Below are 25,161 nucleotides of genomic sequence, written 5' to 3'. Positions count from 1 at the left end.
AGCATACGCCCCCATAGCTGGCGGCCGGCCTGTCGAGACACGACGAGGAAACCCATGATCGAGTCCAGCAAACTGGAGGACGCCGTCGCCGCCCTTCGGTCCGGCGGCGTGATCGCCTATCCCACCGAGGCCGTCTGGGGGCTTGGGTGTGATCCCGACGACGAGGCGGCCCTCGCCCGCCTGCTGCGCCTCAAGCAGCGCGACCCGGCCAAGGGCGTGATCCTGGTGGCCGCGAGCATCGAGCAGGCCGCCCCCTGGCTCGAGGGCGTGCCTGAGGCGCAGCGGGTGACGCTGGCGGAGAGCTGGCCGGGCCCAACGACCTTCCTGGTGCCCGACAATGGTCGCGCCCACGCCCTGGTGCGCGGCGACCACGATCGGGTGGCGCTGCGCGTCAGCGACCATCCCCTGGTCATTGCCCTGTGCGAGGCCTTCGGTGGCCCGGTGGTCTCGACCTCCGCCAACCGGGGGGGCGAGCCGCCGGCAATGAGCGCCGACGAGGTCCGGCATGTCTTCGGCGAGGAGCTCGACGCCGTCCTCGAGGGCGAGCTGGGCGGGCTCCAGCGCCCCAGTACCATCCGTGACCTGGCCACCGGCCGGGTCCTGCGTACCTGATCTCCTCTTTCCATTCTTCCCAGGAGGCACCGTTGGCCCACGCCCATCTCGATGACGTCAAGACCTACCTGCTCGACCTTCAGGACCGGCTCTGCGAGGCCCTGGCCGCCGAGGACGGCGGCGACTTCCGCGAGGATGCCTGGCAGCGCGAGGAGGGCGGCGGCGGTCGCTCCCGGGTGATCGAGCACGGCGGCCTCTTCGAGAAGGGGGGCGTGAACTTCTCCCATGTGTTCGGCGAGCGCCTGCCCCCCTCGGCCACCGCGGCGCGTCCGGAGCTCGCTGGACGCAGCTTCCACGCCGTGGGCGTCTCCTGGGTGCTGCATCCGGAGAACCCCCACGTGCCGACCAGCCACGGCAACGTGCGCTTCATCATCGCCGAGAAGCCCGGCGAGGCACCGGTGTGGTGGTTCGGCGGCGGCTACGACCTGACTCCCTTCTATCCCGTGCATGAGGACGTGCTGCACTGGCACCGGGTGGCCCGAGATGCCTGCGCGCCCTTCGGCGAGGCGGTCTATCCGCGCTACAAGGCGTGGTGCGATGACTACTTCACCCTGAAGCATCGCGGCGAGACCCGGGGGGTCGGTGGACTCTTCTTCGACGACCTCAACGAGGAGGGCTTCGAGGCCAGCTTCGCCTTTCAGCGGGCGGTGGGGGACAGCTTCCTCGACGCCTATCTGCCCATCGTGCGTCGCCGCCGCGGCACCCCCTGGAGCGAGCGCGAGCGGGACTTCCAGCTCTATCGCCGCGGCCGCTACGTGGAGTTCAATCTGGTGTGGGACCGCGGCACCCTGTTCGGCCTGCAGAGCGGTGGTCGTACCGAGTCGATCCTGATGTCGATGCCGCCCCTGGCAAGCTGGGTGTATGACTGGCGCCCGGAGCCGGGCAGCCCCGAGGCGCGGCTCTACGAAGACTACCTGCGCCCCCGTGACTGGCTGGGCGAGGCCCCGAACGAGGAGACCCCATGACCGATCGCTACTGTGTCTTCGGCCATCCGGTCGGCCACTCGAAGTCCCCGGCCATCCACGCTGCCTTCGCCGAGCAGACCGGGGAGCGCATCGAGTACACCGCCATCGAGGCGCCGCTGGACGACTTCGCCGGCGCCTGGCGCGCCTTCGTGGCCGAGGGCGGTCGCGGGGCCAACGTCACTGTGCCCTTCAAGGAGGAGGCCTTCCGTCTCTGCGACACCCTGAGCGGGCGCGCCCTCCGCGCCGGCGCGGTGAACACCCTGATCCTGGGCGGCAACGCCCTGAGCAACGCTTTCAAGGTCTATGGCGACACCACCGATGGTGTCGGCCTGGTGCGGGATCTTGAGCGTAACGGTGTTGCCCTGACCGGGGCACGAGTGCTGGTGCTGGGGGCCGGCGGTGCGGTGCGTGGGGTGCTGGAGCCGCTGCTGGCGGCAGAGCCGGCGAGCGTGCTGGTCTCCAACCGCACCGCGGCCAGGGCCAACACCCTGGCGGAGGACTTCCGCGACCTGGGCATGATCCACGGTGGCGGCTTCGGCGCGGTGCAAGGACCCTATGATCTGGTGATCAACGGCACCAGCGCGAGCCTTGCCGGCGACCTGCCGCCACTTCCCGATGAGCTCTTCGCCGACGGGGCGACGGCACACGACATGATGTACGGGGCCGAGCCCACGGTCTTCCTGCGCTGGGCCGCCGAGCGTGGGGCCCGGCCCCTCGACGGCCTGGGCATGCTGGTGGAGCAGGCCGCCGAGTCCTTCTTCCAGTGGCGCGGCAAGCGCCCCGATACCGCGCCGGTCCTTGAGGCGCTGCGCCGCTCGCTGTGAGCCTGTCGGGCCAGCCGGAGGCGTCACGGGGAGAGCGGTTGAGCGCCGCTTGACGTGGCGCCGTCAGCGGTATTTCACGAAGAGCCATCAGCGGTAATTCATGAAGAGCCATCAGCGGCGTTTCACGAAGAGCCCTCAGCGGCGTTTTACGGATAGCCCTCAGCGGCGTTTTACGGATAGCCCTCAGCGTCTCTTGACGTACAGCCCCACCATGCACAGCGCCATGCCGGCCACCGAGAGCAGCATGCCGCCATTGACCAGCCAGGGATGGCGCTCGACCCAGGGGACGAAGGGCTGGGCGGTCTCGCGGCAGACACCCGCACGGTAGTCCCAGTGCCCCTCCTGAAGGAGCACGCAGTCGCGCACGTCACTCAGTTCCATGAAGTAGGCTCCCATCAGCACCAGGATGGGCAGTATCAGCAGCAGCAGTCCGATTTTCAGCATGCGAGTCGAATGTTCCTTCAGGGGCGTGGGCAGTTGGGCATGCGGCCGGCCTGGCGGGCCCGTTCATAGCGTGCCATGGCCTGGCCCATGCCCGCTTCCAGGCCACCGAGGCGCTGACCGTGGCTCGGGTGGGTGGAAAGCCAGGTCGGTGGCCGGGCGCCCCCGGCAGCACTCATGTTGTTCCACAGGGCGATGCTGGCCCGTGGGTCGAAACCGGCCTCGGCCATCAGGGTCAGGCCCAGGGTGTCGGCCTCGCTCTCGTGACGCCTCGAGAAGGGCAGCAGGATGCCATACTGGGCGCCCATGCCCAAGGCCGCCATCATGGTCTCGCCACCGGCGCCCTGCATGCCGGCGGCAGAGGAGATTACCGACAGCCCCAGCTGGGTGGCGGTCTGGGTGGAGGCGCGCTCGTTGGCATGGCGAGCCAGCACATGGGCGATCTCGTGGCCGATGACCGCGGCGAGCTGGTCCTGGTTTCGGGCCACCTGGAACAGTCCAGTATTGATGCCCACATAGCCGCCGGGCAGGGCGAAGGCATTGGCCTGATCGGACTCGAAGACTCTGACCTGCCAGTTCTGGTCGCGCTCCCTGGCCGGCAGGGCACTAATCAGGGCCGCGGTGACACACTGCACGTGGCGCAGCGGCGCCCCGCCCACGGTCGGCAACTTCTGCTGGTACTCGGCGAAGGCCTGTGCGCCCATCTGGTCGAGCTGATCGTCGGACATCAGTGTGAGCTGGGAGCGCCCGGTGGGAGAAGTGGTGCAGGCGGCCAGGCTCATGCTCAGGGCGCCGATGGTGAGGCAATGAATCCAGCGCATGGAGAGCTCCTGTGGTGTCCGGTCCATTTGGACTCTGGACGGGGCGACTAGGTTCGCCACAAGATACCCCGACCGCCGGTCAGGTCAACCGGGAACCCTGCACACAAGGAGGAAACCGCCATGGACGCCGAGCTTTCGCGTCGCCTGCTGCACCTGCTGGATCACGTCGAGCACTGGCTGCCACCGTCACCGGTGGAGGTGGACTGGGAGCATGACATCGCCGCCCTCTGGCAGCGTCACGCCCTCGGGGGGCGGCTGCTTCCGGTGCCGCCGCGGGATGCCCTCGGGCTCGACGACCTGCTCGGCATCGAGCGCCAGAAGCTGGCGCTGGTCGACAACACCCGGGCCTTCCTGCAGGGATTGCCGGCCAACCATGCCCTGTTGTGGGGCTCGCGGGGCAGCGGCAAGTCGTCGCTGATCCGCGCGCTGTTAAACGGCCTGGCGTCGGAGGGGCTGCGCCTGGTCCAGGTCGATCGCCATGACCTCTCGGGGCTGCCGATGCTGGTGGAGCAGCTGCGCCATCAGCGCCAGCGCTTCGTGGTCTACTGCGACGACCTCTCCTTCGAGGGGCACGATGATGCCTACAAGGCGCTCAAGAGCGTGCTCGACGGTGCCCTGACCGGTCCGCCGCCCAACGTACTGCTCTACGCCACCTCAAATCGTCGACACCTGCTGCCGGAGTCGATGAGCGATAACGAGGGGTCGCGCCTGGTGGGTGACGAGCTCCACCACGGTGATGCCGTGGAGGAGAAGATTTCTCTCTCGGACCGCTTCGGCCTGTGGCTCGGCTTCCATCCCTTCAATCAGGACGTCTACCTCGAGGCCTGCTGCCATTGGGTCACCCAGCTCGGCAGTGCCGGGGACTGGACCCGCGAGGCCCGTGCCGAGGCGATCCGTTTCGCCACGCTGCGCGGTGGGCGCAGTGGCCGGGGCGCCTGGCAGTTCGCCACCCATTGGGTGGGTAGCCGCCGTCTGCACGGTGAAGCCCCGGACTGATCGGCTGCTGGCGGGGACAATCGTGAGAGGGCGGGGACGAGAGAGGGCGGCGGGGAGAGGGCTCAGCGGCGGCTCTTGCGCGCCTCTCGGGTGCGGCCCAGTTCACGCTTCTTGGCCTTTTCCCGATCGCTGGCGCCCGCCATGCTGTCGTAGGGGTTGTCGCCAGAACGGAACTCGAAGCGCATCGGCGTGCCACGCACCTTGAGCACCTTGCGAAAGGTGTTGGTCAGGAAACGCTTGTAGGCCTCGGGCAGCGAGGAGGTCTGGTTGCCGTGGACCACGATGATCGGCGGATTGCTGCCGCCCTGGTGGGCCATGCGCAGCTTGATGCGCCGGCCATGGACCAGGGGCGGCTGGTGCTGCTCCACTGCATCCCGGAGGATGGAGGTCAGGCGATTGGTCGACCAGTGGCTGTTGGCCGAGTCGAAGGCGCGCTCGATGGAGGGATAGAGGTCGCCGACGCCGGTGCCGTGCAGGGCCGAGATGAAGTGCAGGTCGGCGTAGTCGGCGAAGCCCAGGCGGCGCTTGATCTCGGCCCGCATCTTCTCCTTCGCCTCGCTCTCCAGGCCATCCCACTTGTTGACCGCGAGCACCAGGGCACGGCCGCTAGTCAGCACGTAGTCGAGCAGGTGCAGGTCCTGCTCGACCAGGCCGGTCCGGCCATCCAGCACCATGACGGCGACATGGCACTCCTTGATCGCCTCCAGCGTCTTGATGATCGAGAATTTCTCGTAGGCCTCCCGCACGCTCTTGCGGCGACGCACCCCGGCGGTATCCACCAGCACGTAGGGTTTACCTCGGCGCTCGAAGGGAATCTCGATGGCATCGCGGGTGGTGCCGGCCTCGTCGAAGACCACGACCCGTTCCTCGCCGAGCAGGCGATTGACCAGGGTCGACTTGCCCACGTTGGGGCGACCGATGACCCCGATGCGAATGCCCTTGGTGCCGGTATCCGCGGGGATGCTCTCGTCGCGTGCCGGGAAGGGCGTTAGCACCTCCTCGATCAGCGTGGTGACGTTGCGGCCATGGGCGGCGGCGATGGCATGCGGGTCGCCGAGCCCCAACTGCCAGAAGTCGGCCATGGCGCTGTGCTCTTCCAGGCCGTCGACCTTGTTGACCACCAGCCAGGTCTTCTTCTGGTTGACCCGCAGGTGGTTGGCGATGGCCTCGTCGGCGACGTTGAGGCCGGCGCGGGCATCGACAAGGAACAGCACGATGTCGGCTTCGTCGATGGCGGCCAGTGACTGCTCGGCCATGGCCGCGTCGATGCCCTCCTCGTCGCCGCTGATGCCGCCGGTGTCGATCACCGTGTACGCCTTGTCGCCGAGCATGCCGTTGCCGTACTTGCGGTCACGCGTCAGGCCCGGGAAGTCAGCCACCAGGGCGTCCCGGGAGCGAGTCAACCGATTGAAGAGCGTCGACTTGCCGACGTTGGGACGGCCGACCAGGGCAATCACCGGCGTCATGGGCGAAGTTCCAGGGCTTCCAGGGTGCCGTCGTCTGCCAGGGCATAGATGCGACGGCGATCTGTAAGCGGGCGTACGCTGATGCCCGAGCCATCGATGCGGGTGCGGCCGACGATCTTGCCCTCGCGGGCGTCGAGCAGGTGAAGGTAGCCCTCGGCGTCTCCCACCACCAGGTGATCGGTGGCATAGGCCGGCGCGGTGAGCGAGCGACCCTCGAGCGCCTCGTTGCGCCAGATCTCGTCGCCGGAGCCGGCGTCCACGGCGATGACGTGGCTGGCCTCGTCGACCACGAACAGGTAGTCCCCCACCAGGATCGGGGTCAGGTAGCTGGAGAGTTCCCGGGCCCAGAGCACCTCGCCGGAAGGGGCATCCAGCGCGGCCAGGCGACCGTTGTAGCTGGTGACGAACAGGCGTCCGTCCTGGGTGAGGACCGGCTGTCCTGCCAGGTCGACCAGCCGGTCGATCTCGCTGCGCCCCTGGGCAATGGCGATGCGTCGTTCCCAAAGCGGCTGGCCGTTGCGGTTGTCCAGGGTCACCAGGCGACCGTTGGCGAAGCCGGCGAAGGTGACCTGGTCGATCACCGTGGGCGTGCCGGTTCCGCGCAGGCTCAGGGAGGGGCGGGGGCCGCTGAAGACCCAGCGCTCCTCACCGCTGACGCGATCCATGGCGGTGATGCGACCGTCGAGGGCCTGCACCACCAGCAGCTGCTGGCTGGCCTGGGGTGCGGCGAGCACCTCGCTGGTGACCCGGGCTCGCCACTGAATGTCGCCGTCACGCTGGTCGATGGAAAGGACTTCGCCGTTGCGCGTCGCCAGGAAGAGGCTGTCGGCGACGGCGGTCAGTCCGCTGGAGACCGGCGTATCGAGCTCGATCTGCCAGCGTGTCTCGCCGCTGTCGGCATCCAGGGCCTCGACCAGGCCGCGGCCGTCGGCGGCAAAGAGGGTGTCGCCATCCTGGGCGGGCGCCACGGGGTAGCCGGCGTCGCCCAGTCCCTTGCCGACGCGCTCGCTCCACAGGGTCTCCATCTCGGTGGTGACCGTCAGGGGCTGCAGCTCGCGAGGGGGGTACTGGGGCTCGGTCTTGCCGGCACAGCCGGCCAGCAGGGCCAGGGCCGCGGTGGCGGCGATCAGCAGGGTCGGTCTCATAGGGTGGCTTCCTCTGTGCCGAGGTCATCCAGCTTGAGCTGGACACCGTAAAGCGGCTGATTGTGCTGCTCGGCTAGGCTCAGGGCCTCGCTCCAGGCCTCTCGCGCCTGGTCGGGCCGCCCCAGGGCATGCTGGGCATCACCGACCGTTTCGGCGCGCTGCGCCGCCAGGGTCTCGGGCACGCCCTCCAGGGTGGTCAGGGCGGTTTCGGCATTACCCTCGGCGAGCTGCAGGCGAGCCAGTCGCAGGCGTGCCAGACCCTCGAGATAATCGCGTTCGCTGCCTTCGATCACCGCCTCGAGGGCGGCACGGGCACGCGGGCGGTCACCCGCGCCGATGGCCAGACGGGCGTCGAGCAGTCGTGCCAGGTCGGCATAGAGGGTCTGGCCGTGCTGGTCGGTGATTTCGGTCACCAGCTCTCCGGCACGGCGGCGTGCGTCGTCGTTCAGGTCGTCCCGGCCGGTCAGATCGACCAGCTGCTGGTAGCGCATGGAGGCGGCCTCGGCCTCCCCGGCCTGGTAGTCCTGCCAGGTGTTCCAGCCGAACACGCCGGCCGCCGCGATGGCCACGCCGGCGATCAGCGAGGTGCCGTTCTCCTTCCACCAGCGCTTGATGGCCTCAAGCTGTTCTTCCTCGGTTCTCAGCTCCGCCACGGGCGGTCTCCTCTAATGCGGGTGTCCGTCAGGCGAGAGAATCGCCTTCGAGCAGGGATGTCAGGGTGTCGGCAATTTCGGTCATGGGCAGGCTCTGCTGTTCACGCTCTTCACGCATGAACTTAAGGGTCACGCTGCCTTCTGCCAGCTCGTCCTCGCCGAGCAGCAGTGCCAGGCGGGCACCGCTCTTGTCGGCCTTCTTCATGCGGCTCTTGAAGCTGCCTCCGCCGCAATGCAGTTGCAGGCGCATCGCCGGCAGAGCCTCGCGCAGGCGCTCGCCGAGCAGAAGGGCCGTGGCGTTGGCCGCCTCGCCCATGGGCAACAGGTAGACATCCAGCGCGCCGCGGGCCTCGTTGGGTACCAGTTCCAGGGTATCGAGCAGCAGGATCAGCCGTTCGATGCCCATGGCGAAGCCCACCGCGGGAGTCGGCTTGCCGCCGAGCTGCTCCACCAGGCCGTCGTAGCGTCCGCCAGCACAGACCGTACCCTGGCTGCCGAGGGCCTGGGTGGTCCATTCGAAGACGGTCCGACCATAGTAATCCAGGCCGCGTACCAGCCGGGGATTGATCTCGTAATCGATGCCGGCGGTGTCGAGCAGTTCACAGAGCCGTTCGAAGTGGTCCCGCGACGCATCGTCCAGGTGGTCCATCAGCTTCGGGGCGCCGTCGAGCATCTCGGCCATCTCGGGATTCTTCGAGTCGAGGATGCGCATCGGGTTGCTGGTCAGGCGCCGCCGCGAGTCCTCATCGAGCAGCTCGTGGTGCCGGTCGAAGTAGGCCACCAGGGTGTCGCGGTAGGCGGCACGGGCCTCGGAGGACCCCAGGGAGTTGAGCTCCAGGGTGACGTGCTCGGCCAGGCCGAGCTGTTGCCACAGGCGTGCCGATAGCAGGATGGTCTCGGCATCGATGTCCGGGCCCTCGAGGCCGAAGGTCTCCACACCGATCTGGTGGAACTGGCGGTAGCGGCCCTTCTGTGGGCGCTCGTGGCGGAACATCGGTCCCTGGTACCACAGGCGCTGGGTCTGGTTGTGCAGCAGGCCATGCTCCATGGCGGCACGCACGCAGCTCGCCGTCCCCTCGGGACGCAGCGTCAGGCTGTCGCCGTTGCGGTCCTCGAAGGTGTACATCTCCTTCTCGACGATATCGGTGACCTCGCCGATGGAGCGCTTGAAGAGCGCGGTCTGCTCGACGATGGGGGTGCGGATCTCGTCATAGCCGTAGCGGGCCATCAGTGAGCGTACCTGGCCCTCGAAGTACTGCCACAGCGGGGACTGCTCGGGCAGCAGGTCGTTCATGCCACGGATGGCCTGGATCTTCTTGCTCAATGCTTGCTCCTTGTGGGGGCGCCGGCTCAGGCGTCCCGGACGATCACGTCCTGCTCGGCCTGCTGCTTCTCGCGGACCTTGTCGCGGATCAGCCGCTCGAGGTCGTCGACGAGGTGGTCGTTGCGCAGCTTTCTGGCCGGCTTGCCGTCCAGATAGACGAGGTTGGCGGGGCTGCCGCCGGTGAGGCCAACGTCGGTTTCCTTCGCCTCGCCGGGACCGTTGACCACGCAGCCGATCACCGAGACGTCCAGAGGCGTCATGACGTCCTCGAGGCGCTCCTCGAGGGCGTTCATGGTGCCGATGACGTCGAAGTTCTGGCGCGAGCAGCTGGGGCAGGCGATGAAGTTGATGCCCTTGCTGCGCAGGCGCAGGCTCTTGAGCATGTCGTAGCCGACCTTGATCTCCTCGACGGGGTCAGCGGCGAGCGATACGCGGATGGTGTCGCCGATGCCGTCCATCAGCAGCATGCCGAGGCCGATGGAGGACTTGACGGTGCCCGAGCGCAGGCCGCCGGCCTCGGTGATGCCCAGATGCAGCGGCTGCTCGATGCGCGTGGCGAGCTGGCGGTAGGCGGCCACGGCCATGAAGACATCGGAGGCCTTGACGCTGACCTTGTACTCCTGGAAGTCGAGGCGATCGAGATGATCGATATGGCGCATGGCAGATTCGACCAGGGCCTCGGGAGTCGGCTCGCCGTACTTCTTCTGCAGGTCCTTCTCCAGCGAGCCGGCATTGACGCCGATGCGGATCGGGATGCCGTTGTCTCGCGCGGCGCTGACCACGGCGCGGACGCGCTCTTCCTTGCCGATATTGCCGGGGTTGATGCGCAGGCAGTCGACGCCGAGTTCGGCGACGCGCAGGGCGATCTTGTAGTCGAAATGGATATCGGCCACCAGGGGGACCTCGACCTCGCGCTTGATGCGACCGAAGGCCTCGGCGGCATCCATGTCGGGTACCGAGACCCGCACGATGTCCGCCCCGGCGGCCTCCAGCTGGCGAATCTGCGCCACGGTGGCCGCCACGTCCAGGGTGTCGGTGTTGGTCATGCTCTGCACGGAGATGGGGGCATCGCCCCCGACCGGCACCCTGCCGACCTGGATCTGGCGAGATTTGCGACGAACGATGGGGGATTTTGCGTGCATGGTGACGGAATCATTCTCCCAGAGAGAAGCGGGCAACGTTGTTGGCGCCGGCGCGGGCCACGAGGTCGACGGGCTCGCCACCCCAGATCAGTTCGACGCCGGTGGCGTTGCCCACTGTCAGGCGGAACGGTGGTTCGCCTTCGACGCGTGCCGTGGTGCCGGGTTCCTGGAGGCCGACGAAGATGCGCTGGTTGCTGGCATCGAAGATCTCGGTCCATGACTGCTCATTGAAAGCCAGTTCCAGTACCCGGGAATCGGTGGCCGGAGCCTCATCGATGGCCTCGGGGGCGATCGCCGCAACATCAGTAGCCACGGTGGGTGCGACGTCTGCGGGCGTCTCGCCCTCGTCGCTGATGGCTGCGTCGGTGATGGCTGAGTCGCTCATGGTGTCATCGGTGACGATTTCGCTCTGGGCGGGCACCTGCCCGTCGCCAAGGGTGACCGGTTCGGTCCCGTTCGTCTCGGCCGCCGGGATGGACGGGTCGACCAGGCCGAGGTCGCTCTCCTCCTCAGGCAGCGGCGGCAGGGCGTCGCTCTCGCCCCCGGGGCTCTCGGTGATGGTGGTGGTGCCATCGAGGCTGTCTACCGAGACCGGCCCGCTGTCGCCCAGGCGGGGCGGCTGGCTGCCGCCGCGGCTCTGCCACCACATCAATGTCAGGCCGATAATGCCGGCGATCACCAGGAGGGTGACCAGACGGAACAGCCAGGTCCCGAGCCGTGATGGTGGGCGGTTGATCTGGACAGGTGTGACACGATGCTCGGTGTCATCGTTTCCGTTTTGCGCCTTGTAGGCGTCAAGGACCACGCGCTCGTCGATGCCCAGCAGTTGGGCATAGCTGCGCAGGTAGCCGCGGCGATAGACGGCGACGGGCACTTGCTCGTAGCTGTCGTCCTCCAGCCCCTGTATCACCGCCGGGCGCAGATTCAAGGCCTCGGCCACTTCCTCGCGATCGAGTCCCTGGGACTCGCGCTCGCGACGCAGCAGTTCGCCGGGCGAGCCCTGGCGTGGAATGGTCTCGGCGGCATCATCGATGCGAATGTCGCTCATAGCTGAGCATCCTTCGTCAGAAAACGGTGGTCAGGGCCCGGCATGAGTTCCCTCCAACTGGTCGGCATAGAAGCCGGCGGTCTCCGTGTCGCCGCGCTGGCGGGCAATGTCACGGGCCAGGCGCAGGGCCTCGGCGCGGGGGCCGGCCAGTCGCATGTAGCCCTCCAGTTGCTGCTCGGCACGCTCGAGGTTTCCCTGGGCGTACTCGAGCTCTGCCAGCAGGAAGTAGCTGCGCGCGCTGCGTGAGTCGATGGCCTGGGCGCGGGCGAGGCTCTCGCGGGCGGCAGTGACGTCGCCCATCTCGAGGCGGCATTGGCCGAGATTGGCGAACAGCTGCCCACGGCTGTCGTACTGGGTATCCTGGGAGGCCTGCTCGAGCTGTTCACAGGCCTCGGCGATGCGGCCACGATCATACAGCAAGGCCGCGTAATTGTTGCGTGCTCGGGTAAACGACGGCTCGGCCTCGATGGCACGTCGGAACATCTCGCTGGCCAGTTCCCCGTCTCCCTGGCGCTGGTGGACCATGGCCATGGCCTGAAGGGCCTCGGCATCGCCGGGATCGATCTCCAGGGCGCGCTCCAGAGCGTTCATGGCACGTGGCAGGTTGTCACGCTCCAGGTAGGCCACGCCGAGCCGGGTATAGGCCTCGGCGGAGTCCTCGCCGAGGTTGGCCTGGGTGGCGCAGCCGGATAGCCACAACGCCCCCAGCAGCATGATGGCGGCGGGTATCTGCCTGAAGCCGTTCATGCGCGTGCACGGGGTCATGGCATCCTCTCCAGATAGGCACGTAACCGATGGCCGCAGGTAGCGTTCGAGACGCGGCCGGCGGTGAAAAAAGGCCCGTTCATCAAAGCGCCGAGCCTGGTCGAAGTCAAGGTGTCCTCCGATCAGTCTGCGTCGATCTGGATCGACTGGATGTAGCGGGCATGGCGCTTGGTGCGATCCTTGACGCGTCCCACCAGCTGGCCGCAGGCGGCATCGATGTCGTCGCCGCGGGTGGAGCGTATCATCGCCGTGTAGCCGAGCTCATAGAGCCACTGCTGGAAGCGCATCACCTGGTTGCGTGACGGCTTCTCGTAGCCCGAGTGCGGGAAGGGGTTGAACGGGATCAGGTTGATCTTGCACGGCAGCTCCTCGAGCAGGGCGGCGAGCTGCTCGGCATGCTCCTGCTGGTCGTTGACGTCCTTGATCACCGTGTACTCGATGGTCACCATCCGCGTGTCGTGGCACTTGGCCAGGTAGCGGTGGCAGGCATCGAGCAGGCTGCGAATGTTGTACTTGCGGTTGAGCGGCACCAGCTCGTTACGCAGCTCGTCGTTGGCGGCATGCAGCGAGATGGCCAGGCTCACGTCGAGCTCGTCCCCGAGCTTGTCGATCATCGGCACCACCCCTGAGGTGGAGAGCGTGACGCGGCGCTTGGAGAGGCCGTAACCGTCGTCGTCGAGCATCAGCTTCATCGCCGGCACGACGGCGTCGTAGTTCAGCAGCGGCTCGCCCATGCCCATCATCACCACGTTGGTGACGGGGCGGTTGGCGGTGTCCCGACGCGGACCGACGCTGCGCTGGGCCACCCACACCTGACCGATGATCTCGGCGGCGGTGAGGTTGCGTTGGAAGCCCTGCTTGCCGGTGGAGCAGAAGCTGCAGTCCAGCGAGCAACCCACCTGGGAAGAGACACACAGGGTGCGACGCTTGCCGTTGTCGGCGGGGATCAGCACCGTCTCCACGTAACTGCCGTCTTCCACCTCGAGCACCCACTTGCGGGTACCGTCGCTTGACGAGCCCTCGTAGACCACGCCCGGGCCGCGGATCTCGGCGACCTCATCCAGGCGAGAACGCAGCGCCTTGGAGAGGTTGGTCATGGACGCAAAGTCGTCGCAGCCCTCGATATGGATCCACTTCATCACCTGGGCGGCACGGAACTTCTTCTCGCCGATGGAGATAAAGAAGGCTTCCATCTCCTCGCGCGTCATGCCGAGCAGGTTGGTGAGTCGGGGAGCAGTGGTGGCGGTCATGGCGGTCAGCGCGTCGGTGGGGCAGGGCGGGGGTGTGGCCACCCCCCTGTGAGAGACGGGATCAGCGCGAGCAGATCTCGTCGGCCTCGAAGAAGTAGGCGATCTCGCGCTCGGCGGATTCCGGGGAATCGGAACCGTGGGCGGCGTTGGCGTCGATGGTTTCGGCGAAATCGGCGCGGATGGTGCCGGCGGCCGCTTCCTTGGGGTTGGTGGCGCCCATCAGGTCACGGTTCTTGGCGATGGCGTCCTCGCCCTCGAGCACCTGCACGATCACCGGGCCGGAGGTCATGAAGCCGACCAGATCCTTGAAGAAGGGACGCTCCTTGTGCTCGGCATAGAAGCCGCCGGCCTTCTCCTCGGAGAGTTGCAGCATCTTGGCGGCAACGATCTTCAGGCCGCCCTTCTCGAAGCGGCTCTCGATCTCGCCGATCACGTTCTTGGCGACGGCATCGGGCTTGATGATGGACAGGGTGCGCTGGTTGGCCATGGGGGCATGTCTCCGGTTGGATTGGGTCGATGGATAGCGCCGCGCCGCCCGTTGCTCCGCTGTCGGGAGCGCGGGGCGGCGCGGCGAAATCGGATGAAACTGTCCGGCGATCCGGCGGTGTTCGCCGACTGGGCGCGCATTATAACGCTCCGGGGCGGCGTTGAACAATCGTTCAGACGCTGAAGCTCTCGCCGCAGCCGCACTCGTCCTTGACGTTGGGGTTGTTGAAACGGAAGAAGCGGTTGAGCCCCTCCGTGACATAGTCGACCTCACTGCCGTCGAGCATCTCCAGGGCCTCGGGGGCCACGTAGACGGTCACGCCGTGTTCCTCGAAGGTCACGTCGTCATTGGCGGCTTCGTCGGCGAAGTCGAGCACGTAGCTGTAGCCGGAGCAGCCGCTTGGCTTGACCGAGACCCGCAGGCCAAGGCCGTGGCCGCGCTCGTCGAGCACCCGGTGGATCTGCTCGGCGGCGGCAGTGGTGATCGAAAGGTGCGCCATGGTCACTCTCCTGATAGGGGTGGGGTCAAACCGCCCGGCGACGCAGCCCGTCCAGGGCGTGTCGCAGGGCATCCAGTGTGCGGTCGATGTCGGCTTCGGTGGTGAAGCGGCCGAAGCTGAAGCGCAGCGAGGCCATCGCGAGCGGGCGAGGCAGCCCGATGCCCTTTAGTACATAGGACGGCTCGACGCTCGCCGAGTTGCAGGCCGAGCCGGTGGAGAGCGCGATGTCGCGCAGCGCCATCAGCAGTGACTCTCCATCCACGCCCTCGAAGGCCAGGCTGAGGATGTTGGGTACCGACGCTTCGACGACGGTGTTGCGGTGGATGCCATCCAGATCGTCGAGCCCGACCAGCAGGCGATCACGCAGCGCGGTGATGCGGGCCTGGTCGGCCTCCCCCTCGGCGGCCGTGAGGGCGAAGGCCTCGCCCATGCCGGCGATCTGGTGGGTGGCCAGGGTGCCCGAGCGCATGCCGCGCTCGTGTCCACCGCCATGGATCAGCGCTTCAAGCCGCAGGTCGGGGCTGCGCCGTACATAGAGGACGCCGATCCCCTTGGGGCCATAGGCCTTGTGGCCGGAGAGCGACATCAGGTCGATGCCCAGCCGCGTCACGTCCAGTGGGATGCGCCCGACGGCCTGGGCAGCATCCACATGGAAGACGGCGTCGTTTTCATGGGCCACCTCGGCCAGCGACGCCAGGTCGTGGATCACGCCGAGCTCGTTGTTCACGGCCATCAACGAGACCAGCACGGTGTCGTCTCGCATGGCCTCGCGCAACTGCCCCGGCGTGATGCGGCCGCCGCGATCCGGGGTGAGCCAGGTTACCTCGAATCCCTCGACTTCCAGCGCAGCGGCGGTATCGACCACCGCCTTGTGTTCGATGACGGAGGTCACCAGGTGCCGTCCCCGGGCGCGATTCGCTCGCATGAATCCGGTCAGCGCCAGATTGTCGGCCTCGGTGGCCCCGCTGGTCCAGACGATCTCGCGGGGGTCGGCGCCGATCAGGTCGGCGACCTGACGGCGAGCACTCTCCACGGCCTGTTCCGCCTGCCACCCCAGCATGTGGCTGCGCGAAGCGGGGTTGGCGAAGATGCCATCCATCGTCAGGTATCGGCTCATGACCTCGGCGACCCGCGGATCGACCGGGGTAGTGGCGGCATAATCGAGGTAGACGGGTGCGCTCATGGGCTCGCAGTCGGTTCTGGGGATGGATGACAGGGGCGGTGGTTCAGGTGGTCGATATCAGGATGCCGTCATCCTGGCGGCCCCGTTGGCGGTTAGCGATCGCCTGGATCTCCCCGCGCCCGGCCAGCTGGTCCAGGGTGACTTTCCGAAGGAAGCCGTGGATGTGGTCGGAAAGCTCGCACCACAGGTGATGGGTCAGGCAGGTGTCGCCCTGCTGGCAATCCGAGAGGCCGCCGCAGCGGGTGGAATCCACCGACTCGTTGACGGCCTCGATGACCTGAGCCACGGTGATGGCCTCCGGCGCCATGGCCAGAAGGTAGCCTCCGCCCGGGCCGCGCACGCTGTCCACCAGCCCGGCCCGGCGTAGCCGCGCGAACAGCTGTTCCAGATAGGAGAGCGAGATCTCCTGGCGCTTCGAGATGTCGGCGAGGCTGATGGGGCCGATCTCGGCATTCATGGCCAGGTCGAGCATGGCGGTGACGGCGTAGCGTCCCTTGGTGGTCAGGCGCATGAGGAACTCACCTCGGCACCGACGCGCAGGTCGGCAGTCAATGAACGTGATCGACCATTATGGTAAAGGCCGAGTGTCGCGGTCAACCATTGCCCCGGCGAGGTGAGGGGTTAACGTCCTCTCTCGTTTCTACCCGGATATCTGTCTGGAGCGTCTTCGTTCACTTCTTTGGGTTCCTCCCCGGGCTTCTCCAGAGGCGGGCAGCAGCCGTCCACGTCGGCGAGAATGTCGGCGAAGTCCTCGTCGCGCAACTCCGGCAGGCGACCATCCCGATAGCTGGCGTCGACCTTGCGCAGGGTAGTGCACATGAGCTCGATTCGCTCGTCCACGGCATGCATGTGGTCGAGCATCGCCTGGATCGAGCGGGCCACCGGGTCGGGCATGTCCTGGCTGATTCCGTAGGCGTCGAAGCCGAACTTGCGGCGCATCGACTCGCGACGCGCGGGATCCACTTCCATCTCCTCCGCCTGGTCCGGATCGGTGCGCTGGACGACCTTGCCGGGTATGCCGACCACGGTGGCGCCGGCAGGCACCTCCTTGGTGACCACCGCGTTGGAGCCGATCTTGGCCCCCCTGCCCACGCTGAAGGGGCCGAGGATCTTGGCGCCGGCGCCGACGATCACCCCGTCCTCCAGGGTCGGGTGGCGCTTGCCCTTGTTCCAGCTGGTGCCGCCGAGGGTCACGCCCTGATAGAGGGTGACGTCGTCGCCCACCTCGGCGGTCTCGCCGATCACCACCCCCATGCCATGGTCGATGAAGAAGCGTCGGCCGATCTTCGCCCCGGGGTGGATCTCGATGCCCGTCAGCAAGCGAAACAGCTGAGACAGGGTGCGCGCCAGCCACTTCAGGTTCTTCCGCCACAGCCAGTGACTCAGTCGGTGCGCCACCAAGGCATGCAGCCCCGGGTAGTTGGTCAGCACTTCCAGGAAGTTGCGTGCCGCCGGGTCGCGGGCGAATACGCTGTTGATGTCCTCGCGCAGACGTTCAAGCATGCAGCGGTCCTTGGGTGGCAGGGCGGTTGGCAGGGCGATGAGCAGTGGCTTTCATGCAGTGGCATTCATAGTGGGGGCGCGGCGGGCCGGCTTCAAGGCGCGACCGATTTCTACTCGCGGCGCTCGGCCTGCTGTTCGGTGGCGGTGAGGATGCCGCGCAGGATGTTGAGTTCCATGCGCTCGGGGCGGGCCCGCAGGGTGAAGCGTCGCAGCCGGGCCATCAACTGCCGCGGAGTGGCCGGGTCGTGGAAGCCGATGGCGACCAGGGCCCGTTCCAGATGCTCGAAATAGTGCTCGAGCTCCTCATGGGTGGCAAGCGACAGGGACGGTTCCGCTTCGACCGGGTCGGCCGTTGCCTGCTGTCCGAGCCAGGCCTGTCGGCACTCGTAGGCCAGCACTTGAACGGCTGCGGCCAGGTTCAGGGAACTGAAGTCGGGGTTGGTGGGGATATGCACATGGGCATGACAGCGTTGCAGCTCGGTGTTGGTGAGGCCGCTGTCCTCGCGACCGAAGACCAGGGCCACGCGAGACGCCGGGGCAGCCAGCTCCGTGGGCAGGCGGTCGCCCAGGGCGCGGGGAGTGATCATCGGCCAGGGCAGGGTGCGCGAGCGGGCGCTGGCGCCGACTACCAGAGTGCACTCACTGACAGCCTGCTCGAGGGAGTCGACCGTGCGTGCGTCGTGGACGATATGGTCGGCTCCCGAGGCGCGGGAAACGGTGTCGGCGGTTAGCGGCTCGCAGCGCGGCGCCACCAGGGCCAGGTCGGAAAGGCCCATGTTGTGCATGGCGCGGGCGGTGCCGCCGATGTTGCCGGGGTGGCTGGTGCCGATCAGGACGATGCGGATGCGCTCGAGCATGGTGGGGCCTGTGGATCCTGGAAGAGACGAGGGCCTTGGATTCTACCACGCGGGCCAGTGGCCACGAATGGCGCATCCGCCGCGGGTCTGCTAGGATTCGCGCCGATCCGTTCTTTAACACCACCGACTCCCCAAGGCCTGATCATGCATCCGATGGTCCAATTCGCACTGCGTGCAGCACGCAGTGCCGGCGAACAGTTCCTGCGCATCCGCGAGCGAATCGAGAACTCCCACCAGGAGCACAACCTCGATCGTCTACTCGAGGACGCCGCCCGCAACGCCGAGACGCTGATCGCTCGTCAGCTCTCCCGCGGGTACCCGCAACACGGTATCGAAGGTCGCTTTACGCCTCATCGCGCCGGCGAGGGCGAGGGCGCCGACACCGTCTGGAAGATCGAACCCTTCCACGGCTATTCCAACCTCAGCGTTGCCGCCCCAGGCTTCGCGCTGTCGGTGGTCTGTCTCGTCAACGGCCGCCCGGAGCATGCGGTGGTGATCTGCCCCTTCAGCGATGACGAATATCTGGTCAGTCGCGGTCGCGGCGCTCAGCTCAATGGCAAGCGCATCCGCGTGACGAAGAACACCGCCGTGACCGGCACTCGTATCGCCATGGGCCTTCCCGAGACGGGACTGCGTGCGCGCTTCCTGCCCTCCTACCTGACCCTTGTCCAGCAGCTTGGCCCGCAGATCGAGCAGCAGCGCGCCTCCGGCAGCGGCCTGCTCGACATCGCCGAGCTGGCAGCCGGGCGTGCCGATGCCGCCTTCGTGCTCGGCCTTGAGGAGCAGGACCTGCACGTCGGCTCTTTGCTGATCAAGGAGAGCGGTGCCCTGATGGGGACGCCCGATGGCCAGCCCAGCGTCGGGGTCGAGGGGCGTCTGATGGCGGCCGGGCCGCGCCTCTACAAGGCCCTGGTGCAGCAGCTCAAGCCGCATTTCTAAGCGTCGAGCGACATGCGCCAAGCCACAAGGAAAGCCCCCGTCGGTATCACCGGCGGGGGCTTTCTGTTTCTACCTCTATGGCCTGCAGCTTCCCGCTATCAGGGCAGCTCTTCGGCCTCCGGGTCTTCCTTGCGCGCCGGGATCAGGTCCTCGCGCTGCAGCTTGAGCGGCAGCAGCAGGGCCGCGGACACGTAGATGGACGAGAAGGTCCCGACCAGCACGCCGAGGATCAGCGCCACCGCGAAGTAGTGGATCATGTCGCCGCCGAGGATCACCAGCGCCAGCAGCACCAGCAGGGTGGTGCCGGAGGTCGCCAGGGTGCGCGACAGGGTCTGGTTGATGGACTCGTTGAAGATGGTCGGCATGTCGTCGATCCGCGACTTGCGGATATTCTCGCGGATACGGTCATAGACCACGATGGTGTCATTGAGCGAGTAACCGATTACCGCCAGCACTGCTGCCAGCACGGTGAGGTCGAACTCGAAGCCGAACAGCGCGAAGGCGCCGACCACGATGATGACATCGTGAAGCAGGGCCAGCAGGGCGCCCACGGCGAACTTGTACTGGAAGCGCGCCGCCACGTAGAGCATCACGATGCCGAGTGCCACCAGCATGCCCGTGCCGCTCTGGTCGCGAAGCTGGTCGCCGACCTGGGCACCGACGAATTCGGCGCGCACCAGGGAGACATCGTTGCCGGCGTCCTGCAGCAGCGCCACCACCTGGTTGCCGACGCCTGCCTCGAAGGCCTGTTGCAGGCGGATCAGCACCTCGGTGGAGGCGCCGAAGGTTTGCACCGCCACGTCCTGGAAGCCGGCGGCCTCCAGGGCCTGGCGCAGCGTGTCGAGCGCCGGCGCGGTGGCGAAGCGGACCTCCACCAGGGTGCCGCCGGTGAAGTCGAGGCCCAGGTTGAGCCCCAGCAGCAGCATCGAGACGATCGACGCCAGCAGCAACGCCGCCGAGATCGCGAAGGCGATCCGGCGCCCGCCCATGAAGTCAATTTCGCGGGGTATCAGGGATTTCATAGGCACCTCTTATATCCAGAGCTTCTTGAGTGGCTTGCCGCCGTAGCACAGGTTGACCATGGCGCGAGTCACCATCAGGGCGGTGAACAGCGAGGTCAGGATGCCCAGCGACAGGGTCACGGCGAAGCCCTTGACCGGCCCGGTGCCGATCGAGAACAGGATCAGCGCCACCAGCAGGGTGGTGATGTTGGCATCGACGATCGAGGTGAAGGCACGTTCGTAGCCGGCGTGGATGGCCTGTTGCACCGAGAGCCCCGTGCGCAGCTCCTCGCGGATGCGCTCGAAGATCAGCACGTTGGCGTCCACCGCCATCCCCAGAGTCAGCACGATGCCGGCGATGCCTGGTAGCGTCAGGGTGGCCCCGAGCAGCGACATGGCGGCCACCAGCAGGGTCAGGTTGAGCGCCAGTGCGACGTTGGCGAAGATCCCGAACACCTTGTAGCGTGCCAGCATGAACAGCACAACCAGCAACAGGCCGATCTGCACCGAGAGCACGCCGCGCTCGATGTTCTCGGCGCCGAGGCTCGGCCCGATGGTGCGTTCCTGGGCGAAGTAGATCGGCGCGGCCAGCGAGCCCGAGCGCAGCAGCAGGGCGAGCTCGGCCGCCTCGGTGGGCGAGTCGAGCCCGGTGATGCGAAAGCTGTTGCCCAGGGCGCTCTGGATGGTGGCCAGGCTGATGATGCCGCGCTCGGTGTAGGGGTCGCGCTCGACGACCTCCTCGCCGTCCACCATCGTGGTGGTCTCGCGGGTCTTGTGCTCGATGAACAGCACCGCCATGTTGCGTCCGATGTTGGTCCGGGTGGCCCGGTTCATCAGGGTGCCGCCGGTGCCGTCCAGGTCGATGTTGACTTGGGGACGGCCGTTCTCATCGAAGCTGTGGTTGGCATTCGAGACGCTGTCGCCGGTGATGATCACGTCGCGCATCAGGTCGGCGCGGCGCGACTCGCTGTTGCGGAACGGGAAGGATTCCGTCTCGTTGTCCGGGGTATCCGGGCGCGCCTCGAGGCGGAATTCGAGGTTGGCGGTGGCGCCCACGATACGCTTGGCGGCCACGGTGTCCTGGACGCCGGGCAGTTCCACCACGATCCGGTCCGGCCCCTGGCGCTGCACCAGCGGCTCGGCCACCCCCAGCTCGTTGACGCGGTTGCGCAGGGTGGTCAGGTTCTGATTGATGGCGTAGTCCTGAAGCTCCTGCACGGCCTGGTCGGTCATGGTCATGATCAGCCGGGCGCCACGATCATCCCCTTCTTCGGTGTAGGTGAATTCGGGGAATTCGCGGCTTATCAGGCGGCGCGCCTCGTCGCGATCCTCCACGTTGGCGAACGCCATGGAGAGGGTACGACCCTCGACCTGGGTATCGCGGTAGCGGATGCGCTCGCCGCGCAGCTGTTCGCGCATGGCGCTGGCGTTGACCTCTATACGCTGGGTCAGCGCGGCATCCATGTCGACTTCGAGCAGGAAGTGGACGCCACCGCGCAGGTCGAGGCCGAGGGTCATGGGCGATGCGGAGAGCGACTGGAGCCATTCCGGGGTCGATTCGGCCAGGTTCAGCGCGACCACGTAGTCACCGCCCAGCATCTCGGCGATACGATCCCGAGCCTTGATCTGGTCATCGGTGTTGTCGAGGCGGATCAGGACGCGATTCGCCTCCCGCTCGGTGTCACTGATCTCGATACCGGTCTCACCGAGGGCGTCGCGGATGCGCTCGAGCTGGCGCTCATCGATGGTGGCGTCGCCCCGCTCGCTGCTGATCTGGACTGCCGGGTCTGCGGGGAAGAGGTTGGGGAGGGAGTAGACCAGGCCGGCGAGGAGGACGACGAGTATCAGCAGATACTTCCACATGGGGTAACGGTTGAGCATGGGGGCCCTGTCCTCAGGTTTCGGACGTTGGAGGCTGACGAGGCGACAAGGCGGCCGGTGAGGGCGGGAGCCGGTCGCGCGGCTCCTGCCGCACCGGCCGCAGGGCTACCCCCGCCGCGGTCAGGGAAGGCCGGCGGCGGGGGCGGGAGACACCCGGGTCAGATGGACTTGATGGTGCCCTTGGGCAGGACGGCGGCCACGGCGTTCTTCTGCACGCTGACCTCGGTGCCTTCGGCGATTTCCATGCTCAGGAACTCGCTGTCGTCACTCACCTTGGTGATGCGGCCCAGCATGCCGCCGCCGATGACGATCTCGTCACCCTTGGCGAGGTTGCCGATCAGCTGCTTGTGCTGCTTGGCACGCTTGGCCTGGGGGCGCCACAGCAGGAAGTAGAAGATGGCCACGAAGCCGACCAGCATGACGATCTGAGCGATGCCGCCACCGGGCGCAGCGGCATCCTGGGCCATGGCCGGGGAAATGAAGAAGTCCAGCATGTATGACGATCTCCTGAGTAGTGAAAGCAGAATATTGATGACCGACCCGGTGGGCCGGACATGGATCAATTCGGTGCGGGAGGAACCGGCAGGCCGCGCTGCGTATAGAAGCCTTCCACGAAGTTCGCCAATGTACCCGCTTCGATGGCACCGCGCAAACTGGCCATCAGGCGCTGGTAGTGGCGCAGGTTATGGATGGTATTGAGCATCGAACCGAGCATCTCGCCGCAGCGATCGAGGTGGTGAAGATAGCTGCGCGAGAAGTGCTGGCAGGTGTAGCAGTCGCAGCCCTCCTCCAGCGGCCCCGTGTCGTGGCGGTGCCTGGCGTTGCGGATCTTGACCGTGCCCTCTGCGGTGAAGAGGTGCCCGTTTCTCGCGTTGCGGGTGGGCATCACGCAGTCGAACATGTCGACTCCGCGGCGCACGCCCTCCACCAGGTCCTCGGGCTTGCCCACACCCATCAGGTAGCGCGGGGTGTCCTCCGGCATCCAGCTCGGCAGGTAGTCGAGCACCCCGATCATCTCCTCCTTGGGCTCGCCGACGGAGAGGCCACCGATGGCCAGGCCGTCGAAGCCGATCTCCAGCAGGCCCTTCAGGGACGCTTCGCGAAGCTCGGGATACATGCCGCCCTGAATGATGCCGAAAAGGGCCGAGGGCGAGTCGCCATGGGCCTCCCGGGAGCGCCTCGCCCAGCGCAGCGAGCGCTGCATGGAAAGCTCGGCCTCCTGCTCTGTGGCCGGGTAGGGGGTGCACTCGTCGAAGATCATCACCACGTCGGAGCCCAGCGAGCGCTGTACGGCCATGGACTCCTCGGGGCCCATGAACACCTTGTCGCCATTCACCGGCGAGCGGAAGTGCACGCCCTGCTCGGTGATCTTGCGCATGGCGCCCAGCGAGAACACCTGGAAGCCGCCGGAGTCGGTGAGGATGGGCCTGTCCCACTGGGCGAAGTCGTGGAGATCGCCATGGGCCTCGATCACCTCGGTGCCGGGGCGCAGCCAGAGGTGGAAGGTGTTGCCGAGGATGATCTCGGCGCCGATCTCCTTGACCGACTGGGGCGTCATGCCCTTGACGGTGCCGTAGGTGCCCACCGGCATGAAGGCGGGAGTTTCCACCGTTCCCCGAGGGAAGGTCAGGCGGCCGCGCCGGGCCCGACCGTCGCCGGCCAGGCGCTCGAATGTCATGAAGCTTTCTTTACGCATGGGCAGTCTCGTTGCGCATCGGGTGTGCCCTGTGCCGGCGGCGTGTCGGGAACCGGATGCCAGGGCTGTCGTGTGAGGGCGTGCCGGTCAGGGCGCACGCTCGAGAAACATGGCATCGCCATAGCTGAAGAAGGCATAGCGCTCGGCTACCGCCGACCGATAGGCTGCCATCGTCGTGCCGAAGCCGGCAAAGGACGATACCAGCATCAGCAGGGTCGACTCCGGGAGGTGGAAATTGGTCACCAGGGCATCGACGCAGCGCCATTCGTATCCGGGGTAGATGAAGATGTCGGTCTCGCCGCTGTAGGGAGCTATCTCGCCGTCGGCGCTTTTCATACAGGCCGATTCCAGGCAGCGCACGCTGGTGGTGCCCACGGCGATCACACGGCGGCCCGCGGCCCTGGCCCGGCGCACCTGCTCGCAGGCCTCTTCCGTCACGTCGATCCACTCGCTGTGCATCTGGTGCTCACGGATGTCGTCGGCGCGCACCGGCTGGAAGGTGCCGGCGCCCACGTGCAGGGTGACGTAGGCGCTCTCCACGCCCTTCTCCGCGAGGGCCGCCAGCAGCGGCTCGTCGAAGTGCAGCCCTGCGGTGGGCGCCGCCACGGCGCCGTCGCGGCGCGCATAGACGGTCTGGTAGCGCTCCCGGTCGGCCAGCTCGTCCTCACGGGTGATGTAGGGCGGCAGCGGCATGTGGCCATGTTGCTCCAGCAGGCTGATCAGCGGCGTTTCGCCGGGAAAATACAGCTCGAAGAGCGCGTCGCGGCGTCCCTCCACCACGGCCCGGATGCCGCCCTCGAAGATCAGCTCGGTGCCGGGCTTTGGCGACTTGCTCGAACGCAGGTGCGCCAGGCCTCGGTGGGCATCCAGCGGGCGCTCTAGCAGCATCTCCACCTTGCCGCCGCTGGCCTTCTGGCCATGCAGGCGGGCGGGAATCACGCGGGTGTCGTTGAAGACCAGCAGGTCCCCGGGTTCGAGCAGTTCGACCAGGTCGGGGAAGCGGCGGTGGATGGGCGTCCCGCTCTCGCCATCGACGCATAGCAGGCGGCAGTCGCTGCGCTGCTCGGAGGGATAGCGGGCGATCAGCTCATCGGGGAGCTCGTAGTGGAAGTCGGCACGCTGCATGAGACGTTTCGGTCCGGATGAAAGGCGTCATGGGCGACTCGGAGAGTCGCGCAAAGCCCGCAAGGATACCGTCTCGACGCGGCGAAGTCAGCCGGCCGATTGACCTGCCCCGGTGCCCACGTATAATGCCCACGCGTTGCCGGCGTGGCGGAATTGGTAGACGCAGCGGATTCAAAATCCGCCGGGGGCAACCTCTTGTCGGTTCGAGTCCGACCGCCGGTACCAGCAAGAACAGCTACTTGCCCCCTCTTTTCTTATGGCCTTGCGTGGCATGAACCAGCATCCAATAACATGAACTGTGTTGGTAAGGATGTTGGCAAGCGGCCATGCCCAAGAAAGCCCATCCCCTATCGGCCCTTGAGGTGAAGCGCCTCACCACCCCTGGCTTCCATGCCATTGGCGACGTGGCGGGCTTGCTGCTGCGCGTCGATAAGAGCGGCGCCCACGTGATGAAGCAATGGGCCGCCTATCTGGCCACCTCGGCAAGTGCTGGTGGCAAGAAGGTAATGAAGTGGAAGAGGGTCAGCGGATAAGGCAC

General features: G+C 66.9%; 27 protein-coding genes and 1 tRNA gene. 7 read left to right on the top strand and 21 right to left on the bottom strand.

Annotation, left to right across the window (positions count from 1 at the left end; all coding sequences use genetic code 11):
- The first annotated feature begins 54 nt into the window (after positions 1 to 54).
- Genes tsaC through aroE form a run of 3 tightly spaced genes read left to right on the top strand, consistent with a single transcriptional unit; the run spans position 55 to position 2,401 of the window.
- Positions 55 to 612 (top strand): L-threonylcarbamoyladenylate synthase type 1 TsaC, encoded by a 558-nt coding sequence (tsaC, locus tag ABE960_RS02520; protein WP_349760645.1) that lies wholly within the window; start codon positions 55 to 57, stop codon positions 610 to 612.
- Between the two features lie 32 nt (positions 613 to 644).
- Positions 645 to 1,577, top strand: a complete 933-nt coding sequence (hemF, locus tag ABE960_RS02515; RefSeq protein WP_349760644.1) for an oxygen-dependent coproporphyrinogen oxidase — start codon at positions 645 to 647, stop codon at positions 1,575 to 1,577.
- The gene (gene aroE / locus ABE960_RS02510; protein ID WP_349760643.1) at positions 1,574 to 2,401 is read left to right on the top strand and encodes a shikimate dehydrogenase; all 828 of its coding nucleotides are present in this window, start codon (positions 1,574 to 1,576) and stop codon (positions 2,399 to 2,401) included. Before hemF ends, aroE begins: the two co-directional genes overlap by 4 nt.
- Before the next feature lie 183 nt (positions 2,402 to 2,584).
- Here aroE and ABE960_RS02505 read toward each other — a convergent pair whose 3' ends face one another.
- Together ABE960_RS02505 and ABE960_RS02500 are read right to left on the bottom strand one after the other, a co-directional pair.
- The gene (locus tag ABE960_RS02505; protein ID WP_349760642.1) at positions 2,585 to 2,845 is read right to left on the bottom strand and encodes a hypothetical protein; all 261 of its coding nucleotides are present in this window, start codon (positions 2,843 to 2,845) and stop codon (positions 2,585 to 2,587) included.
- Between the two features lie 17 nt (positions 2,846 to 2,862).
- Positions 2,863 to 3,663, bottom strand: a complete 801-nt coding sequence (locus tag ABE960_RS02500) for a M48 family metallopeptidase (protein ID WP_349760641.1) — start codon at positions 3,661 to 3,663, stop codon at positions 2,863 to 2,865.
- 120 nt (positions 3,664 to 3,783) lie between these two features.
- Between ABE960_RS02500 and ABE960_RS02495 the strand changes: the two genes are divergently transcribed.
- The gene (locus tag ABE960_RS02495; RefSeq protein WP_349760640.1) at positions 3,784 to 4,659 is read left to right on the top strand and encodes an ATP-binding protein; all 876 of its coding nucleotides are present in this window, start codon (positions 3,784 to 3,786) and stop codon (positions 4,657 to 4,659) included.
- Positions 4,660 to 4,721: 62 nt separating this feature from the next.
- On the opposite strand, the gene der is transcribed toward ABE960_RS02495, so the two are convergent.
- The 14 genes from der to trmJ form a co-directional block, all read right to left on the bottom strand.
- A complete protein-coding gene (gene der / locus ABE960_RS02490; RefSeq protein ID WP_349760639.1) occupies positions 4,722 to 6,125 on the bottom strand; it encodes a ribosome biogenesis GTPase Der in 1,404 nt (467 codons plus the stop codon).
- Positions 6,122 to 7,270, bottom strand: a complete 1,149-nt coding sequence (bamB, locus tag ABE960_RS02485) for an outer membrane protein assembly factor BamB (RefSeq protein ID WP_349760638.1) — start codon at positions 7,268 to 7,270, stop codon at positions 6,122 to 6,124. Before bamB ends, der begins: the two co-directional genes overlap by 4 nt.
- Complete coding sequence (locus tag ABE960_RS02480; protein ID WP_349760637.1) at positions 7,267 to 7,923, bottom strand: YfgM family protein; 657 nt, start codon at positions 7,921 to 7,923, stop codon at positions 7,267 to 7,269. The genes bamB and ABE960_RS02480 overlap by 4 nt, the downstream gene beginning before the upstream one ends.
- A 28-nt stretch (positions 7,924 to 7,951) precedes the next feature.
- Positions 7,952 to 9,247 (bottom strand): histidine--tRNA ligase, encoded by a 1,296-nt coding sequence (hisS, locus tag ABE960_RS02475; protein WP_349760636.1) that lies wholly within the window; start codon positions 9,245 to 9,247, stop codon positions 7,952 to 7,954.
- 26 nt (positions 9,248 to 9,273) lie between these two features.
- Positions 9,274 to 10,389 (bottom strand): flavodoxin-dependent (E)-4-hydroxy-3-methylbut-2-enyl-diphosphate synthase, encoded by a 1,116-nt coding sequence (gene ispG, locus ABE960_RS02470; RefSeq protein WP_349760635.1) that lies wholly within the window; start codon positions 10,387 to 10,389, stop codon positions 9,274 to 9,276.
- 10 nt (positions 10,390 to 10,399) lie between these two features.
- Complete coding sequence (locus ABE960_RS02465) at positions 10,400 to 11,437, bottom strand: RodZ domain-containing protein (protein ID WP_349760634.1); 1,038 nt, start codon at positions 11,435 to 11,437, stop codon at positions 10,400 to 10,402.
- Positions 11,438 to 11,467: 30 nt separating this feature from the next.
- The gene (gene pilW, locus ABE960_RS02460; RefSeq protein ID WP_349760633.1) at positions 11,468 to 12,202 is read right to left on the bottom strand and encodes a type IV pilus biogenesis/stability protein PilW; all 735 of its coding nucleotides are present in this window, start codon (positions 12,200 to 12,202) and stop codon (positions 11,468 to 11,470) included.
- Positions 12,203 to 12,324: 122 nt separating this feature from the next.
- Complete coding sequence (gene rlmN / locus ABE960_RS02455; protein WP_349760632.1) at positions 12,325 to 13,452, bottom strand: dual-specificity RNA methyltransferase RlmN; 1,128 nt, start codon at positions 13,450 to 13,452, stop codon at positions 12,325 to 12,327.
- 61 nt (positions 13,453 to 13,513) lie between these two features.
- Positions 13,514 to 13,939, bottom strand: a complete 426-nt coding sequence (gene ndk, locus ABE960_RS02450) for a nucleoside-diphosphate kinase (RefSeq protein WP_349760631.1) — start codon at positions 13,937 to 13,939, stop codon at positions 13,514 to 13,516.
- A 172-nt stretch (positions 13,940 to 14,111) separates the two neighbouring features.
- Positions 14,112 to 14,438 carry a HesB/IscA family protein gene (locus ABE960_RS02445; protein ID WP_349760630.1) on the bottom strand — a complete coding sequence of 109 codons (327 nt, stop codon included), beginning with the start codon at positions 14,436 to 14,438 and terminating at the stop codon, positions 14,112 to 14,114.
- Between the two features lie 25 nt (positions 14,439 to 14,463).
- Positions 14,464 to 15,621, bottom strand: coding sequence for an aminotransferase class V-fold PLP-dependent enzyme (locus ABE960_RS02440; protein WP_349760629.1), 1,158 nt, complete (start codon positions 15,619 to 15,621; stop codon positions 14,464 to 14,466).
- Between the two features lie 43 nt (positions 15,622 to 15,664).
- Entirely contained in the window at positions 15,665 to 16,132 is a 468-nt protein-coding gene (locus ABE960_RS02435; RefSeq protein WP_349760628.1) for an Rrf2 family transcriptional regulator, read from the bottom strand.
- 110 nt (positions 16,133 to 16,242) lie between these two features.
- Positions 16,243 to 17,124, bottom strand: coding sequence for a serine O-acetyltransferase (cysE, locus tag ABE960_RS02430; RefSeq protein WP_349760627.1), 882 nt, complete (start codon positions 17,122 to 17,124; stop codon positions 16,243 to 16,245).
- A 110-nt stretch (positions 17,125 to 17,234) separates the two neighbouring features.
- Positions 17,235 to 17,981: a tRNA (cytosine(32)/uridine(32)-2'-O)-methyltransferase TrmJ gene (gene trmJ, locus ABE960_RS02425; protein WP_349760626.1), complete on the bottom strand. Its 747-nt coding sequence runs from the start codon at positions 17,979 to 17,981 to the stop codon at positions 17,235 to 17,237.
- A gap of 144 nt (positions 17,982 to 18,125) precedes the next feature.
- Between trmJ and ABE960_RS02420 the strand changes: the two genes are divergently transcribed.
- Entirely contained in the window at positions 18,126 to 18,920 is a 795-nt protein-coding gene (locus ABE960_RS02420; protein ID WP_349760625.1) for an inositol monophosphatase family protein, read from the top strand.
- Positions 18,921 to 19,018: 98 nt separating this feature from the next.
- Here ABE960_RS02420 and secF read toward each other — a convergent pair whose 3' ends face one another.
- The 5 genes from secF to queA form a co-directional block, all read right to left on the bottom strand.
- On the bottom strand, positions 19,019 to 19,942 hold the full coding sequence (gene secF, locus ABE960_RS02415) for a protein translocase subunit SecF (protein ID WP_349760624.1): 924 nt from the start codon (positions 19,940 to 19,942) through the stop codon (positions 19,019 to 19,021).
- 9 nt (positions 19,943 to 19,951) lie between these two features.
- Positions 19,952 to 21,802, bottom strand: a complete 1,851-nt coding sequence (secD, locus tag ABE960_RS02410; protein WP_349760623.1) for a protein translocase subunit SecD — start codon at positions 21,800 to 21,802, stop codon at positions 19,952 to 19,954.
- Positions 21,803 to 21,960: 158 nt separating this feature from the next.
- Positions 21,961 to 22,296, bottom strand: a complete 336-nt coding sequence (gene yajC / locus ABE960_RS02405; RefSeq protein WP_349760622.1) for a preprotein translocase subunit YajC — start codon at positions 22,294 to 22,296, stop codon at positions 21,961 to 21,963.
- Between the two features lie 65 nt (positions 22,297 to 22,361).
- Positions 22,362 to 23,480, bottom strand: a complete 1,119-nt coding sequence (gene tgt, locus ABE960_RS02400; RefSeq protein ID WP_349760621.1) for a tRNA guanosine(34) transglycosylase Tgt — start codon at positions 23,478 to 23,480, stop codon at positions 22,362 to 22,364.
- Between the two features lie 105 nt (positions 23,481 to 23,585).
- Positions 23,586 to 24,623 carry a tRNA preQ1(34) S-adenosylmethionine ribosyltransferase-isomerase QueA gene (queA, locus tag ABE960_RS02395; protein WP_349760620.1) on the bottom strand — a complete coding sequence of 346 codons (1,038 nt, stop codon included), beginning with the start codon at positions 24,621 to 24,623 and terminating at the stop codon, positions 23,586 to 23,588.
- A gap of 138 nt (positions 24,624 to 24,761) precedes the next feature.
- On the opposite strand from queA, the gene ABE960_RS02390 reads away from it, so the two are divergent.
- Both ABE960_RS02390 and ABE960_RS02385 read left to right on the top strand, forming a co-directional pair.
- Positions 24,762 to 24,848 (top strand) — tRNA-Leu (locus ABE960_RS02390).
- 101 nt (positions 24,849 to 24,949) lie between these two features.
- Positions 24,950 to 25,156 (top strand): hypothetical protein, encoded by a 207-nt coding sequence (locus ABE960_RS02385; RefSeq protein ID WP_349760619.1) that lies wholly within the window; start codon positions 24,950 to 24,952, stop codon positions 25,154 to 25,156.
- Positions 25,157 to 25,161: the final 5 nt, after the last annotated feature.

Origin of the sequence: Halomonas aquatica, from assembly GCF_040196335.1 — a bacterium.
Taxonomy (GTDB): domain Bacteria; phylum Pseudomonadota; class Gammaproteobacteria; order Pseudomonadales; family Halomonadaceae; genus Halomonas; species Halomonas aquatica.
Note: the sequence above shows the minus strand (reverse complement) of the source record. Positions and strands in the feature narration are given on the sequence as shown.

What these genes read in the sequence shown, in the direction of transcription:
- ABE960_RS02420 (WP_349760625.1), top strand. Translation starts at nt 18,126, where the DNA reads ATGCATCCGATGGTCCAATTCGCACTGCGTGCAGCACGCAGTGCCGGC.
- ndk (WP_349760631.1), bottom strand. Translation starts at nt 13,939, where the DNA reads ATGGCCAACCAGCGCACCCTGTCCATCATCAAGCCCGATGCCGTCGCC.
- ABE960_RS02445 (WP_349760630.1), bottom strand. Translation starts at nt 14,438, where the DNA reads ATGGCGCACCTTTCGATCACCACTGCCGCCGCCGAGCAGATCCACCGG.
- ABE960_RS02495 (WP_349760640.1), top strand. Translation starts at nt 3,784, where the DNA reads ATGGACGCCGAGCTTTCGCGTCGCCTGCTGCACCTGCTGGATCACGTC.
- ABE960_RS02385 (WP_349760619.1), top strand. Translation starts at nt 24,950, where the DNA reads ATGCCCAAGAAAGCCCATCCCCTATCGGCCCTTGAGGTGAAGCGCCTC.
- tgt (WP_349760621.1), bottom strand. Translation starts at nt 23,480, where the DNA reads ATGACATTCGAGCGCCTGGCCGGCGACGGTCGGGCCCGGCGCGGCCGC.
- ABE960_RS02440 (WP_349760629.1), bottom strand. Translation starts at nt 15,621, where the DNA reads ATGAGCGCACCCGTCTACCTCGATTATGCCGCCACTACCCCGGTCGAT.
- queA (WP_349760620.1), bottom strand. Translation starts at nt 24,623, where the DNA reads ATGCAGCGTGCCGACTTCCACTACGAGCTCCCCGATGAGCTGATCGCC.
- aroE (WP_349760643.1), top strand. Translation starts at nt 1,574, where the DNA reads ATGACCGATCGCTACTGTGTCTTCGGCCATCCGGTCGGCCACTCGAAG.
- pilW (WP_349760633.1), bottom strand. Translation starts at nt 12,202, where the DNA reads ATGACCCCGTGCACGCGCATGAACGGCTTCAGGCAGATACCCGCCGCC.
- ABE960_RS02500 (WP_349760641.1), bottom strand. Translation starts at nt 3,663, where the DNA reads ATGCGCTGGATTCATTGCCTCACCATCGGCGCCCTGAGCATGAGCCTG.
- secD (WP_349760623.1), bottom strand. Translation starts at nt 21,802, where the DNA reads ATGCTCAACCGTTACCCCATGTGGAAGTATCTGCTGATACTCGTCGTC.
- ABE960_RS02465 (WP_349760634.1), bottom strand. Translation starts at nt 11,437, where the DNA reads ATGAGCGACATTCGCATCGATGATGCCGCCGAGACCATTCCACGCCAG.
- secF (WP_349760624.1), bottom strand. Translation starts at nt 19,942, where the DNA reads ATGAAATCCCTGATACCCCGCGAAATTGACTTCATGGGCGGGCGCCGG.
- ispG (WP_349760635.1), bottom strand. Translation starts at nt 10,389, where the DNA reads ATGCACGCAAAATCCCCCATCGTTCGTCGCAAATCTCGCCAGATCCAG.
- tsaC (WP_349760645.1), top strand. Translation starts at nt 55, where the DNA reads ATGATCGAGTCCAGCAAACTGGAGGACGCCGTCGCCGCCCTTCGGTCC.
- rlmN (WP_349760632.1), bottom strand. Translation starts at nt 13,452, where the DNA reads ATGACCGCCACCACTGCTCCCCGACTCACCAACCTGCTCGGCATGACG.
- bamB (WP_349760638.1), bottom strand. Translation starts at nt 7,270, where the DNA reads ATGAGACCGACCCTGCTGATCGCCGCCACCGCGGCCCTGGCCCTGCTG.
- trmJ (WP_349760626.1), bottom strand. Translation starts at nt 17,981, where the DNA reads ATGCTCGAGCGCATCCGCATCGTCCTGATCGGCACCAGCCACCCCGGC.
- der (WP_349760639.1), bottom strand. Translation starts at nt 6,125, where the DNA reads ATGACGCCGGTGATTGCCCTGGTCGGCCGTCCCAACGTCGGCAAGTCG.
- yajC (WP_349760622.1), bottom strand. Translation starts at nt 22,296, where the DNA reads ATGCTGGACTTCTTCATTTCCCCGGCCATGGCCCAGGATGCCGCTGCG.
- ABE960_RS02435 (WP_349760628.1), bottom strand. Translation starts at nt 16,132, where the DNA reads ATGCGCCTGACCACCAAGGGACGCTACGCCGTCACCGCCATGCTCGAC.
- ABE960_RS02505 (WP_349760642.1), bottom strand. Translation starts at nt 2,845, where the DNA reads ATGCTGAAAATCGGACTGCTGCTGCTGATACTGCCCATCCTGGTGCTG.
- cysE (WP_349760627.1), bottom strand. Translation starts at nt 17,124, where the DNA reads ATGCTTGAACGTCTGCGCGAGGACATCAACAGCGTATTCGCCCGCGAC.